The organism is Arthrobacter sp. BG5, assembly GCF_056680155.1.
Window position 1 is genome coordinate 1,002,721 of the sequence record NZ_CM155268.1, and the last position, 14,007, is coordinate 1,016,727.

Annotated in this window: 9 protein-coding genes; 5 read left to right on the forward strand and 4 right to left on the reverse strand. The window is 70.8% G+C overall.

The window, feature by feature from the left end:
* The first annotated feature begins 100 nt into the window (after positions 1-100).
* On the forward strand, positions 101-1,462 hold the full coding sequence (locus AC1MBE_RS04500; RefSeq protein WP_479781104.1) for a macrolide 2'-phosphotransferase: 1,362 nt from the start codon (positions 101-103) through the stop codon (positions 1,460-1,462).
* Here AC1MBE_RS04500 and AC1MBE_RS04505 read toward each other — a convergent pair.
* The 3 genes from AC1MBE_RS04505 to AC1MBE_RS04515 form a co-directional block, all read right to left on the reverse strand.
* On the reverse strand, positions 1,459-5,079 hold the full coding sequence (locus tag AC1MBE_RS04505; RefSeq protein WP_479781105.1) for an ATP-dependent helicase: 3,621 nt from the start codon (positions 5,077-5,079) through the stop codon (positions 1,459-1,461). The two genes, AC1MBE_RS04500 and AC1MBE_RS04505, sit on opposite strands and share 4 nt — an antisense overlap.
* On the reverse strand, positions 5,076-8,306 hold the full coding sequence (locus AC1MBE_RS04510; protein WP_479782474.1) for an ATP-dependent helicase: 3,231 nt from the start codon (positions 8,304-8,306) through the stop codon (positions 5,076-5,078). Before AC1MBE_RS04510 ends, AC1MBE_RS04505 begins: the two co-directional genes overlap by 4 nt.
* A 65-nt stretch (positions 8,307-8,371) precedes the next feature.
* Entirely contained in the window at positions 8,372-8,788 is a 417-nt protein-coding gene (locus tag AC1MBE_RS04515) for an MGMT family protein (RefSeq protein ID WP_479781106.1), read from the reverse strand.
* 95 nt (positions 8,789-8,883) lie between these two features.
* Here AC1MBE_RS04515 and AC1MBE_RS04520 point away from each other — a divergent pair, with 95 nt between their 5' ends.
* The 4 genes from AC1MBE_RS04520 (at position 8,884) to AC1MBE_RS04535 (ending at position 12,540) form a co-directional block, all read left to right on the forward strand.
* The gene (locus tag AC1MBE_RS04520) at positions 8,884-9,594 is read left to right on the forward strand and encodes an exonuclease domain-containing protein (protein ID WP_479781107.1); all 711 of its coding nucleotides are present in this window, start codon (positions 8,884-8,886) and stop codon (positions 9,592-9,594) included.
* A gap of 298 nt (positions 9,595-9,892) precedes the next feature.
* On the forward strand, positions 9,893-10,918 hold the full coding sequence (locus tag AC1MBE_RS04525) for a methionine ABC transporter ATP-binding protein (protein ID WP_479781108.1): 1,026 nt from the start codon (positions 9,893-9,895) through the stop codon (positions 10,916-10,918).
* Positions 10,918-11,589, forward strand: coding sequence for a methionine ABC transporter permease (locus AC1MBE_RS04530; protein ID WP_479781109.1), 672 nt, complete (start codon positions 10,918-10,920; stop codon positions 11,587-11,589). The genes AC1MBE_RS04525 and AC1MBE_RS04530 overlap by 1 nt, the downstream gene beginning before the upstream one ends.
* Positions 11,590-11,697: 108 nt before the next feature.
* Positions 11,698-12,540 carry a MetQ/NlpA family ABC transporter substrate-binding protein gene (locus AC1MBE_RS04535; protein WP_479781110.1) on the forward strand — a complete coding sequence of 281 codons (843 nt, stop codon included), beginning with the start codon at positions 11,698-11,700 and terminating at the stop codon, positions 12,538-12,540.
* Between the two features lie 128 nt (positions 12,541-12,668).
* Here the strand turns inward: AC1MBE_RS04535 and hemL are convergent, their stop codons facing one another.
* The gene (gene hemL, locus AC1MBE_RS04540; protein WP_479781111.1) at positions 12,669-14,000 is read right to left on the reverse strand and encodes a glutamate-1-semialdehyde 2,1-aminomutase; all 1,332 of its coding nucleotides are present in this window, start codon (positions 13,998-14,000) and stop codon (positions 12,669-12,671) included.
* Positions 14,001-14,007 lie beyond the last annotated feature (7 nt).

Consider the following 14,007-nt stretch of genomic DNA (forward strand, 5'->3'; position numbering starts at 1 on the left):
CCCTCGGCGGCACCGACCGCCCGGCGCTATTTCGGGCCGATCTTTCAGACTCGCCGTGATGCATCGCCGTCTTGGGCGCCGCTCAATCTACCGTGGAAGCGTGAGAAGAAAACCAATCGAACTGGCAGCTGTAGCAACCGCGGCGGTCCCCGGCCTGACCCCGACCGCCGTGAGTTCCGCGCCGGACGATCCGGCAGACTTCGATTCCGCCCTTCTCCTTGACTCCGAAGGCAAACGCTGGCGGGTGCGTTCGCCCCGGCACGCCGAGGCGAGCGCGCGCCTTGAGACCGAGTTCCTGGTGCTGCGGGCGTTCACCCCCGGCATCCGGGCCGAGCTCCCCTTCCTGATGCCCACCGTGGCCGGCACCGTCCGGCAGGGCGCGCTGAGCACCTTCGTTTACTCGCACCTCTCCGGCGCCACGCAGTCGGTGGAGGAACTCAGCGCCGGCACCCCCGCGCTGGCCCGCGAACTGGGCGCCGCCCTCGCGGCCATCCACGATCTTCCGCATTCCCTGGTCAGCAACGCCGACCTGCCGAGTTACACGCCGAACGAGTTCCGCCAGCGGCGGCTCAATGAACTGGACCAGGCCGCAACCACGGGCAAAATCCCGCCGCTGCTGCTGCGCCGCTGGGAACACGCGCTGGAGGACGTATCGCTGTGGCGCTTCAACCCCAGCGTGGTGCACGGCGACCTGCATGAGGACAACCTCCTGGTCGACGGCGACCGGGTCACTGCCGTGACCGGCTGGACCGACCTGCGCATCGGGGACCCGGCGGACGACATGGCCTGGCTGGTGGCCTCCAACGACCAGGACTTTGTGGACGCCGTGCTGGAGCACTACTCCGCGAGCCGCCGGGACGCCCCCGACGCCCACCTGCTGCGCCGCGCCGCACTGTCCGCGGAGTTCGCCCTGGCGCAATACCTGGTCAAGGGTCTGGCGGCGGGCGACGAGGACATGATCGGCGAGGCGGAATCGATGCTGGCGGTGCTGGCCGAGGACGTCGCGGAACATGGCGGTCAGCCGATCAGCGTGGAGCCGCTGCCGCAGCCGGCCGTGACAGTGCTGCCGATCGGACCGGCCGCCCCCGGCCCCGTGCAGGGACAGGACCCGCAGCCCGCCACCGGGATGTCGGCGGCTGTCCACGTCACGCCAATCCCCCGCGGTGAGGTTCCCCGCGCCGAAAAGGACGACTGCGAGCAGGACAACGCCGCGCGGGACGACGCCGGCAGCGGCCCGGCGGCGAAGGACCCCGTAGACGACGGCGCCGCACCGGCCGGCAGTGCGGACGACGGCGCTGCCCCGGGCGGCGGTGCCGACGACGGCGCTGCCCCGGGCGGCGGTGCCGACGACGGCGCTGCCCCGGGCGGCGGTGCCGACGACGGTGCAGTCCTGCCCAAGCCTTCCGCCGCGGAGGACACCTCCACGACGGCACTGACCGTGGTTCCGGCAGAGCGCTCCTAGGCTCGGCTAGCCGGCCTTCCTCCCAGGGCCCCGGCGACGATCTCCTCCAGCCGTTCCGCCGAGCCCAGGTCGTGCGGGCGCACCACCTGGTTGTCGGCCACGTAGTAGAACGCTGCCCGGACGTCCTCCAGCGGGACTCCCTTGAGCCGCGACCACGCCAGCCGGTAGACGGCGAGCTGCACGGCCTTGGTCTTGAGCTGGCCGGCGGAGGGACGGCGTCCGGTTTTCCAGTCCACGAGGTCCCAGCCGCCGTCAGCGTCGCGGAAGACCGCATCGATGCGCCCGCGGACCACCACGTCGCCGACCCGCGTCTCCACCGGAACCTCGACGTGCGCCGGCGCCCGGTTCGCCCACTCGGACTGGCGGAACGTCTCCACCATGGTGTCCAGGCCGTACGCCTCGTCGATGTGGTCGTCCGAGCCGGCTGCCTCGCCGAGGTCCAGCATCCCGGAGGTGCCGAAGTACTCTTCGACCCAGGCGTGGAAGGCCGTGCCCTTGCGGGCGGACATCCCCGGTTCGCGCGGAACGGGCCGCCGCAACCGGGCCACCACTGAGGACGGGTCTTCGTCCAGGTCCACCAGGGTGGACGCGGAAATGTGACCCGGCAGGTGGACCTCCTGAAGGGCGGACCGCCGGGACCGCCGGTCCAGCAGGGTGGCAGCTTCCTCCGCCCAGCCAGCGGCCGGCCCGCGCAGCCGGCGCGGCCCGGCAGACGCCGGCGCTGCGGGGACCGAAGCTGCGGGTGCCGCGCCACCACCTACTGGCGCCGGGAGCGGGCGGCCGTCGGGCCGTTCCAGTTGCTCAAGGACGCGCGCCGCAGCGGCCTCCATGGCGGCCCGGCGGCCGGGCACGAGCCGCAAGCGGGCCCCGGTGCGCGGATGCACAGGCCCCTCCAGGGGATCGTAGGGCCACAGCGCCAGCTCCAGCTCGGAGGTCAGCGGGCTTTCCTCCGGCAGGGATTCCTCGGCGACGGAGAGCGGATGGATCTCGGCTGACCCGGCCCCACTCAGTACTTCGAGCTCGGCCAGGAACGGCGACATGCCGGCGAGCCCCGCCCGGGAGCCCACCCAGGCCGCGCTGGAAACCCAAAGCACGTGCTTGGCGCGGGTGTAGGCCACGTAGGCCAGCCGCCGCTCCTCGGCCTCACCGTGGACCTGGACGGCGGACTTGAAGTCCTTCTCCGCGTCGAGCCAGCCTTTCTGGTCCGGCTGGTCCAGGTCCCACTGCGGCAGATCGGCGCGGTCCCCGCGCAGCGGCCACGGCAGCGCGGCGGACCCGCTGCTCCAGCGCGAATCCCGGCTGGACGGGAAGGCCCCGGCGTTCAGGCCGGGGACGAACACCACGTCCCATTCCAGCCCCTTGGAGGCGTGGACGGTCAGCAGTTGGACCGCCTCGTGGTTGACTTCCGGCGCGGCGGCGTCGAGGCCGTTCTCCTCCGCGGCGGCCGCTTCCAGCCAGGCCAGGAACGCGAGCACGTCGACCCGCTGCGAGGTGTGCAGGAACCCGGCGGCGGCGTCCTGGAACGCGTCCAGGTTGCGGCGGGCCTGGTGGATGCTGATGCCCGGCCGGGCCGCGACTTCGATGTCCAGGAGCATGGCACGCTCCACCTCGCCCAGCAGCGTGCTGAGGTCATCGCCCATGAAGCTGCGCAGTTGCCTCAGCTCGGCGGAGAGCCGTTGGAGGCGCTCCAGTGCCTCCGGGCTCAGGCGGCGGCCGTGGGCGGACGTCCAGTCGGGACGGGGCAGCCAATCCAGCGCCTCGACCAGGCTCGCCGCGTCGGTAAGGTCGCCTTCGATGACCGCCTCGGCGGTGTCCGAGCCGGCGTCGCCGTCGGTGTCCGTATCGCCGGGGCGGCCACGGCGCCGCGCCAGGAAGCTCGACCAGTCGCGGAACGCCATCAGGTCCGCGGGGCCGATCCGCCAGCGCGCGCCGGCCAGCAGCCGCATCAGCGAGTCCGAACGGCCCGGATCTGCCAGCACCCGCAGCGTCGCCACCAGGTCAACGATTTCGGGGGTGTCCAGCAGCCCGCCGAGGCCCACGATTTCGTAGGGAATGCCGCGCAGCTCGAATTCGCGGCGGATGCACTCCATCTGCGCGCGGCGGCGGCACAGTACGGCCATCGCCGGCGGCTCGGGATCCTCCACCGTGCCGGCGTCGAAGTCGGTCCGCCGGAATTTCAGCACGTCGGCGGCGATGGCCGCCGCCTCGTCCTCGTCGGTGCCGAACCGGCCCAGCACCACGCGGCCCTGGACCGCGGCGGGGCTGGGCTGCAGCGGCGGGACCTCCACGGTGTCGGCGCTGTCCCGGGCGCCGGCGGCGCCGGCCTGGGCGGCCGCCTTGCTGAGCGGGGCCGAAATCACATTGGCGGCTTCGAGAATGTTCCGGCCGTTGCGCCAGGCAGTGGTCAGGTACGACGTCGGCGCCACGGCAAACCTTGGCGGGACGCCGCCCGCGCCCCCGGCCTGACCGGAATCGGCGAAGCCACCGGAACCACTCGAACCACCGGAATCACCGGCGTCCAACCGCACCGGGAATTCGCGGACAAAGTGGAAGAGCTGGCCCGCGGATGCGCCGCGGAAGCCGTAGATGGACTGGTTCGGGTCCCCCACGGCGGTGACGGCGTGACCGTCGCCGAACAGCCGGGAGAAAAGGACCAGCTGGGCGTGGGAGGTGTCCTGGAATTCATCCAGCAGCACCACCTTGTAGCGCTGGCGTTCCGTCTGCGCGGCCACCGGAATCTCGTTGGCCACCCGGGCCGCGAGGGCCACGAGGTCACCGAAATCCAGGGCGCCGCGGGCCCGTTTGGCCTCCGCGTAGCGGCCCACCATGTCCGCGACGCTGGCGCGGGTGCGGAGCAGGGCGCTGAGGTCCCCCGCGGCCTGGCTGGGGTTCTTCTTGGCCGTGGCGACATACGGGAGGGCCTCGAACTCGGCCACCCGGTCCAGCAGCCAGCCGCGGACCTGCGCGGGGTCCTGCAGGTGCTCGGCACATTCCCCGGCGAGCTGGATGACAGCCTTGACGAGGGTGGACTTGGCGGAGCGGAAGTGCTGGTAGTCGCCGTCGAAGGCTTCCACCACTTCGCTGGCGAGCTGGAAGGACTGGGCACCGCCGAGGAGCACCACGTCCCGTTCGACGCCGAGCCGGAGCCCGTAGTCGGAGACGATGCCGCTCGCGTAGGAGTGGTAGGTGGAGACCTTGGGTTCCAGCGCGTCGGTGCTGAGCAGCCCGGCCGGGAACACTTTGTGCTCCGGATCGGCCGCGGCGATCCGTGCCAGGGCGGACAGCTTGGCCCGGATCCGGGTGGCGAGCTCGCCGGCGGCCTTGCGCGTGAACGTCACACCGAGGACTTCCTCCGGCCTGACCCAGCCGTTCGCGACGAGCCACACCACCCGGTCCGCCATGGTGGCGGTCTTGCCTGAGCCGGCCCCGGCAATGACAAGCCGGGGCGCCAGAGGGGAGGAAATGATCGCTGACTGTTCGGCCGTGGGGCTGTTCTTCTCCCCCAGCATCGCGGACAGTTCCGCCGGGCTGAACCGTGGTTCGGGCAGTGGTTCCGGCAGCGCGCCGGAGTGCCCGGCGGTTCGCGGCGCGGCCGCCGTCGTTGCCTGGCTGCTCATTCGGTGACCTGCTTTCCACGTGCGCACAGCGGGCAGACTTCGGGGAGCCTGCAGCCATGGCCGCCGTGCCCGCCCTTGGCGGGGTCGTGGCGGGCTTCGAAGGTACTTCCGGACATGACCCTGGCGGCGTCGCTGACCATCTCCAGCGCCCAGTTCGCGTCCGGATCCAGCGGCGGCTGGCTCTGCACGCCGGGGCTCTTGGTGCCGGTGCCGAGCTGGGCGAGCACCGCGCCGCCGGGCCGCGGGGCCGGGCCGTCGTCGGGGCCCGCGAAGCCGCCGGCGAGCACCGCGGCCTGGTAGGCGCCCAGCTGGGGATGACGTTCCAGTTCGGCCTTGCCGGGCTGGCGTTTGCCGGTCTTGAGGTCAACAATCACCAGGCGGCCCTCGGCGTCGATCTCCAGCCGGTCCACCTGGCCGCGGAGCACGGCGGGCCGCGCGGGCCACGAGTCCTCAGCGCCGGGCGGGGCCCCGGGTGCCACATCGGGGAGCTTCACCTCGAAGTCCTGCTCGACGCCGAGCAGGCTCCTCCCCTCGCTCCGCATGACCAGCACGTACTGGGCGAGCTTGCGGACCATCGCTTCGGCCCGCTGGAAGTCGAGCCTGCCCTCCCAGTTGTCCTTCATCCCCAGTGCCGGCCAGCGCTTCACCAGCTCGGCCACGTACTCGCCGCCCGAGGCGTCCGGGAGGTCCTGGGCAATGGCATGGACCAGGGTTCCGAGGCTGCGGGCGAAATCCGTGGCCGCCTCCCCGCCGGCGGCCTGGACGAACCAGTCGAGCGGCGATTTCTGGACGGTCTCGACCTTGGAGGGCGAGACGAAGACGGTGCTGCCCGGCGGCACCACGGGGTCCGTGGAGGACAGCGGAGCGAGTCCCCACCAGCTGTGCGGGTGGGCTCCGGGCACGGGCGGTTGGGCGGCGGCGAGGGCGCCGAGGACGGCGGTGGCCTCGGCCGCTTCGGCGCTGCCGCCGTCGAGCTGGGCGTACTGGCGCAGTTCGGCGACGAGCGCGCGCAGGGTCAGCGGCCGTTCCACCGGGGTGAAGCCGCGCCGGTCCTGGTCCGGGTGCAGGGGTGCGACGTAGTCCAGGAACGATGAGGGCTGCTCGTCCTCCGAGGAGACAGCCGTGCAGATCAGCACCTCCCGGGCGCGTGAGACGGCGGTGGAGAAGCTGCGCAGCTCGTCATAGCGGATCTCGCGGAGCCGGCTCAGCGGATCGAGCTGCAGGGCGTACTCGACGCCGTGTTCGACGGCGTCGGCGAAGAGGGTGCTCCCGAGCAGTTCGCCGCGGAGCCGGGTATTGGGCCATACGCCTTCCTGGAGGCCGGGCACGATCACGACCGGCCATTCGCGTCCCGCGGCGCTGGCCGGGGTCATCAGTTCCACGGCATCCTCGAGCTGCGCCCGGGCTGCCAGCGTGTCCATCGGCAACTCCTGGCTGAGCAGGTACTCGAGGAACTGTTCCGGCCCGGAACCAGGCAGCTGGTCCACGTACCGCTCGGCGGTGTGGAACAAGGCCATCATGGCGTCCAGGTCCCGGTCCGCACGCGCCCCCGCCGCGCCGCCGGCCAGCGCGGCCTCGGTCCAGCGGCCGGCCAGTCCGGTGGAGTGCCACAGCGCCCACAGCACGGTTTCGGCGTTGCCGCCGGGCGCTTCGGCGGCTTCCCGGCCGGCCCGGATCATTCGGGCGACGCGGCGGGCCGAGTGCCCCTCGATGCCGAGCGTCGCCAGGGCGCCCGGTTCCAGCAGCGCCTCCACCAGCAGCGCGTCGCTGGTGCGGCCGCCGCCGCCCGCCAGTTCCTCGCGCCGCAGCGACTGGCGGAGCCGGCGCAACTCGATCGACGTGGCTCCGCCGATCCTTGAGGTGAGCAGCGCGACGGCAGCTTCGGCGGTGAGCACGGCAGGGTCGAGGGCGACGGCGTAGGCGTCCAGCAGCGGCCGCACGGCCACCTCGTCCCGGACCGCGGATTCGGCCACCGGGATCCGGACCGGGATGCCCTGGCCGGCCAGGTGGCGTTGGAGCTGGCTGAGCTGGCCGCCGTTGCGCACGATCACGGCGATGTCACCCAGTTCCCGGCCGTCCTTCAGCTGGGCCTCCAGGATCCGCTGCGCCACATAGCGCAGCTCGTGCACCGGGGACGGCAGCAGGTGCGCCTCCACGGTGCCCTGCCCGGACGGGTGCGGGCGGGCCTGTTCGAGCCTGCGCGCCGACGTCCCGCCGGAGCGCAGCGAGATCCGCTCCGCGACGGCCTGCCAGGCCTGCGCGACGGCCGGCGTGTGCCGGTGCGCCGTCCACAGCGGCCGTTCCAGCACGGTGCCGCCAGCCGGGGCGAGCAGCCGGGGCAGTTCGGCCACCAGGTCCGGCCGTGCCCCGCGGAACCCCTGCACCACGGTGTCCGGCGAGGAGGTGACAAGGGCGTCCTTGCCGGCGGCGATGTCCGCGAGCAGCTCGAAGACGGCGGGGTTGGCCTCCTGGATGTCGTCCACCAGGATCAGCTGCAGCCGGTCCCGCTCCGCGGCCAGGAATTCCGGGGCGTCCTGGAAGATCTGGCGCGCCGCCGTGATGATGCCGGCCGGGTCGAAGGATTCGGGCATGCGCAGGTCCAGGACGTCGCGGTACTCGGCGTACAGGGCGGCCGCTGCGGTCCAGTCCGGCCGGCCGCAGCGCCGGGCCAGGTCCGCCAGGTCCTGTGCGGTGCGCCCGGATTCGATGATCCGGTCAAAGAGCTGGCGGACTTCCTGCCGGAAGCCGCGGGTCTGCAGGGCGGCGCCCAGGTCCTCCGGCCAGGGCAGCTCCAGTCCGGGCTGGGCATGGCCTTCCAGAAGTTCCTTGATGATCAGGTCCTGTTCGGGCCCGGACAAGAGTTTCGGCGCACGCGGCAGCGGCAGGATGCCTTCCGCCTTGGCCCGCCGGATCAGGTCGAAGGCATACGACGCCCAGGTGCGGGCCGGCGTCGTGCTCAGGCTGCGGTCCAGGCGCGCGGTGAAGCGGTCGCGCAGCGCATCGGCGGCCAGCCGGCCGGGGGCCAGGATCAGCATCCGCTCCGGATCCAGGCCGTCGCGCTGCGCCCGGCGGACGGCCGCCTCCACCAGCACGGTGGATTTGCCGGTGCCCGGCGCGCCGGGCACCAGGACCGGTCCGGAGCCGTGCGCGACGTCGACGGCGTCCCGCTGGTCCGGAGACAGCAGCGGGACGGCGCTGTGCCGGGTCCGCGGGGGCAGCAGGCGCAGGCCGTTCTGGTTCGGCGGGTTTTTGCTGGGGGCGGTACGGTTCGGGGCGGTCCGGCTGGGGCTACTCACACAGACATTTCATCATCGGGGACGGACAATTTATGCAGCTCCCGCTCGAGGCGCTCGGCGATGGCGTCGATCCGCTCGAAGTCAGGCTCGGTGGGCGCCCAGCGTGCCGCCATTAGGTCCACCCGCCACCTGCCCTCGCCGGTGCGCTGGTACTCAAGGTAGCTGCCCAGTAGCGGTGTTCCTTCGGCGAGATACAGGGCCAGGGCTTCGCGTTCGTGGCCGGGCGGCGCGTCCCCGTTCGCCTTCAGGATCCGCCACCAGGGAACGGAACTGCCATGGTGGCTCATCACCGAGCCGACCTGGCGGGGGCCGCCGGCGCCGAGGAGTTCGGCCACGTCGCCGTAGGCCACGGCGGCACCGGCCGGGACCATGGCCGCGAGCTCCAGCACCGCCTCCACATACTCCGTCCGCATGGTCCAAGGTTACCGTTCCCCGGCCGCGGCAGGGCGTCGTAGGGCACGGCATGGCATTGCGAAAAACTGTCGGCGGCAGCAGGTAGCGTTGCAGTATGAGCACCTGGCACACCCTCCCCCGCGCAGCCTTCGACCTTGAAACCACCGGCCGGAACTCCCGCGCCGCGAGGATCGTGACGGCTTCCGTGACCGTGGTGGACGCCGACGGCTCGGTCATCAAGGAACACGAATGGCTGGCCGATCCCGGGGTGGAGATCCCCACCGAGGCCAGCGACGTCCATGGCGTCACCACCGAGCAGGCCCGCCGTGACGGCAGACCGGCCGCCGAGGTGACCAGGGAGCTGGCGGGCGTCCTGCAGGAGCTGTTCGACACCGGCGTGCCGGTTATTGCGTTCAACGCCAGCTACGACTTCACCGTGCTCGCCGCGGAGTCGGCCCGTTACGGCGTGCCCCAGCTGGTCCGCTTCCCCGTGCTGGATCCCTACATCATGAACAAACAGGTGGACCGGTACCGCAAGGGCAAACGCACCCTGACCGCGCTGTGCGAGGAGTACGGCGTCAGCCTGGACAATGCGCACACCTCCGCTGCCGATGCGCTGGCCACGCTGCGGATGCTCGACGCCATGGCCGGGAAGTTCCCCAAGCTGCGGATGCCCGCCAGCCACCTGCACCAGCTCCAGGTCGAGTGGGCCTCCGCCCAGGCCGCGGATTTCCAGAGCTACCTGCGCAAGACCAAGCCCGCCGCGGTGATCGAGGGCGACTGGCCGGTGCTGCCGCCGGTAGACGCCAGCCGCGGCGACTTCTAGCAGGACCTCGGAGCCTCGGCGGCACGCCCCCGGCAAGATGCCGGCAAGCGGCTGGGACGGAGATCACAACAGCGGTCCCCCCACCGGCGGCCGCCGGCACGCTTCCGCGATTTGGCCCCGGGACGGCCGCCGATCGCCTCCCGCGCCCAGCGACCCCTTAACCGGAATTATCTGCATTTTTCCGCCCTTTATGACGAACTAAATGCGCAACTGGATGCCCTTTGGCGCCGCTGACATAATTTAGTTCAGAACAGGGCGTGTGTTATGTCATGCCCGGACCCCAACCGCCAAGGGATAAATGATCACAGTTACCGACCTTCGCAAGGTCTACCGGCAGGGCAAAAAGGAGGTGGTGGCGCTCGACGGCGTCACACTGTCCGTGCCGAAAGGCTCGATCCACGGGATCATCGGCCACTCCGGCGCCGGCAAGTCGACGCTGGTGCGCTGCCTGACCCTGCTGGACCGCCCGACGTCCGGCTCCGTCAGCATCGACGGCACCGAGCTCAGTTCCGTGCGGGACTCGGAGATCCGCGCCGCCCGGCGCCGCATCGGCATGGTGTTCCAGCACGCGAACCTGATGGACTCCCGGACCGCGGCCGGCAACGTCGCGCACCCGCTGGAACTCGTCAAGACCCCCAAGGACAAAATCCGGACCCGGGTGGCTGAACTCCTGAAGCTCGTGGGCCTGGAGGGCTTCGAGAACGCGTACCCGTCCCAGCTCTCCGGCGGCCAGCGCCAGCGTGTCGGGATCGCGCGGGCCCTCGCCTCGGACCCCGAGGTGCTGCTCTGCGACGAGCCGACGTCGGCCCTGGACCCTGCCACCACCGAGGAAATCCTGGACCTGATCCAGGACCTGACCCGGCGGCTGCAGCTGACCGTGCTGATCATCACCCACGAAATGAACGTCGTGAAGCGCGTCTGCGACTCGGTATCCCTGCTGTCCCGGGGCCGCATCATCGAACACGGCGCCCTGCAGGACGTGGCCGGCGAACTGGGCAGCACGCTGGCCCGCGCCCTGCTGCCGCTGCCGCCGTCGGAACCCCTGCACGGCGCGCTGCAGCGCGGCCCGGTCCTGGAGATTCTCTTCTCCGGCGAGAGCGCCAAGGAACCCGTACTCACCGGCGTGGCGAGGCACTTCGACATGGACCTCAACGTCCTCGCCGGCAGCGTCGAGACGCTCGGCGGCCAGCAGTTTGGGCACCTGCGTGTCCAGCTCGCGGAAAATGCCGACTTCGACGCCGTCCTGCACTACCTGCACGAGCGCGGCATCAGTGCCAAGCGCGTGGCCGCCGATGCTGCTCCGGCGGAAGAAGGAGCCAACTAATGAACGACATTTTCAGCAACCCCGTGTTGGCCAGGGCCCTCCCCGAGGCGATCGTCGAGACCCTGCAGATGGTCGGCATCTCCGCTTTCTTCACCGTGCTGATCGGCCTGCCGCTGGGCGTCTTCCTGCACGTCACCGCTCCCGGCGGACTGCGCCCGATGCCGGTCATCAACCGGATCCTCAGCGACGTGATCGTCAACATCACCCGGTCCATCCCGTTCGCCATCCTGATGGTGGCGCTCATTCCGCTGGCCCGCGCCCTGACCGGCACGAGCCTCGGGCCCATCGCCGCTTCGGTGTCGCTGTCGATCGGCACGATCCCCTTCTTCGCCCGGCTGGTGGAGTCCAGCCTGCGCGACGTGCACCACGGCAAGATCGACGCAGCCCAGGTCATGGGCTCAACCAACATGCAGGTCATCAGCAAGGTGATGCTGCGCGAATCCCTGCCAGCCCTCGTCGCGGCCGCCACCACCACGGTGGTGACCCTCGTGGGCTACTCCGCGATGGCCGGCCTCGTCGGCGGCGGCGGCCTCGGGAAGCTGGCCTACAACTACGGCTTCCAGCGCTTCGACGTCACGGTCATGATCGTCACCATCGTCCTGATCGTCGTCCTCGTCCAGGTCATCCAGCTCGTTGGCGAACGGATTTCCCGCAGCCTCGACCACCGCTGAGCGACGGACCACCCACCCCAGCCTTGCAGTGGGTAGCCGCCCACTGCATCTGCGCGGACCACGGCCCCGCCGTCGTGGTTTCCGCCTCTTTCGAAAGGAACGCATCCGATGCGTAAGTCACTCTCCCTCCTGGCCACCGGCATCGTCACTGCCCTGGCGCTGACGGCTTGCGGTGGTTCGTCCACCCCCAGCGCCCAGGTCACGACCCTGGATCCGGCCAAGCCCGCCACCCTCAAGGTCGGCGCCAGCCCGGTTCCGCACGCCAAGATCCTTGAATTCATCAACCAGGAGCTCGCCCCCAAGGCCGGCCTCAAGCTGGACATCAAGGAGATCGAGGATTACCAGACGCCGAACACCGCGCTGAGCGACGGTTCCCTGGACGCCAACTTCTACCAGCACCTGCCGTGGTTCGAGGACCAGGTCAAGACCAAGGGCTACAAGTTCGGCCACGGCGAAGGCGTGCACATCGAGCCGTACGCCGCGTTCTCCGAGAAGGTCAAGGACATCAAGGACCTCCAGGACGGCGCCAAGGTTGCCATCACCAACGACCCGTCCAACCAGGTCCGCGCCCTCAAGGTCCTCCAGGTCGCCGGCCTGGTCAAGGACATCAAGGACGACACCTCGGTACTGACGCTCAGCGACGAGCAGAACCCCAAGAAGCTGAAGTTCTCCGAGAACCAGCCGGAACTGCTGATCAATGACCTCAAGGACCCGTCCGTGGACCTGGCCCTGATCAACGGCAACTTCATCCTCAAGGCCGGCCTGAGCACCAAAAACGCCTTGGCGGTGGAGTCGGTGGACAACAACCCGTACGCCAACTTCCTGGCCTGGCGTGAAGATTCCAAGGACGACGTCCGGATCAAGAAGCTCGACGAGCTGCTGCACTCCCCCGAGGTCAAGGCCTTCATCGAGAAGGAATGGCCCAACGGCGACGTCACCCCGGCTTTCTAGGCCCGGACAGCGTTAAAGCACTTTCGGCACCCGCCACGGCGGGTGCCGAAAGTCTTTAAGGGGCGACGACGGCTGCAGCCGCCGGACCGGGTACGTCTTCGCTGTGCTCCTAGGCTTGCGCCGTGCTCCTAGGCCTGCGCCGCGGCGGCGGCCCTGGCGGCGGCCGGCAGGGCGTCAAAGATCCGGTTCATCGCGGCGTCGTCGTGCGCTGCGGAGAGGAACCAGGCCTCGAACACCGACGGCGGCAGGTACACCCCGGAGTCCAGCATCGAGTGGAAGAACGGCGCGTAGCGGAAGACCTCCTGGCCCTGGGCGTCGTCGTAGTTGTGGACGCCGCGGGCGGAGGTGCCGAAGGCCACGGAGAACAGGTTCCCGGCGCGCTGGATGGAGTGGTCCACGCCGGCCGCGTCCAGCGCCGAGGACAGCGCGCCGGAGAGTTCCAGCGAACGGGCATCGACAAAGGAGTACACGTCCTTGGTGGCGTGGGTGAGGGTCGCGACGCCGGCCGCCATCGCCACCGGGTTACCTGAGAGGGTGCCCGCCTGGTAGACCGGGCCCACCGGGGCGAGGTAGTCCATGACCTCGGCGCGGCCGCCGAGGGCCGCCGTCGGCATGCCGCCGCCGATGACCTTGCCGAACGTCAGCAGGTCCGGGGACCAGGGCTCGGCGGCGTCAGCCGCCCCGCCGGTGAGTCCCCAGTAGCCCGAGTAGCCGGTGCGGAAACCGGTGAGGACCTCGTCGAGGATCAGCAGGGCACCGTGCTCCCGGGTGATCCGGGCCAGCCCGGCGTTGAAGCCCTCGCCCGGGGTAACGACGCCCATGTTGGCCGGCGCGGCCTCGGTGATCACGGCGGCGATGCTGTCGCCGTGGTTGGCGAAGGCGGCTTCGACGGCGGCGAGGTCGTTGTAGGGCAGCACGAGGGTCTCGGCGGCCGTGGCGGCGGTGACGCCGGCCGAGCCGGGCAGTGCGAGCGTGGCGAGCCCGGACCCGGCGGCGGCGAGGAGCCCGTCGAGGTGGCCGTGGTAGCAGCCGGCGAACTTGATCACGAGGTTGCGTCCGGTGTAGCCGCGGGCCAGCCGGATGGCGGTCATGGTGGCCTCGGTGCCGGTGGAGACCATCCGGACCCGCTCGGCCGCCGGGACGCGCTCCTGCACGATCGCGGCGAGGTTGGCCTCATCCGGGGTCGAGGCGCCGAAGGACAGCCCGCGGTCGACGGCGGCATGCACGGCCGCAAGGACCTCCGGGTGGGCATGGCCCAGCAGCGCCGGCCCCCAGGAGCAGACCAGGTCGACGTACTCGGCGCCGTCGGCGTCGGTCAGGTACGGGCCCTTGGCGGAGACCATAAAGCGGGGGGTGCCGCCCACCGAGCCGAAGGCACGGACCGGCGAGTTGACGCCGCCCGGCATCAGCCGGCGGGCGCGGTCGAAGAGTTCCTCGTTGCGAGGGTGGCTGGAAGTCATGGTTCCT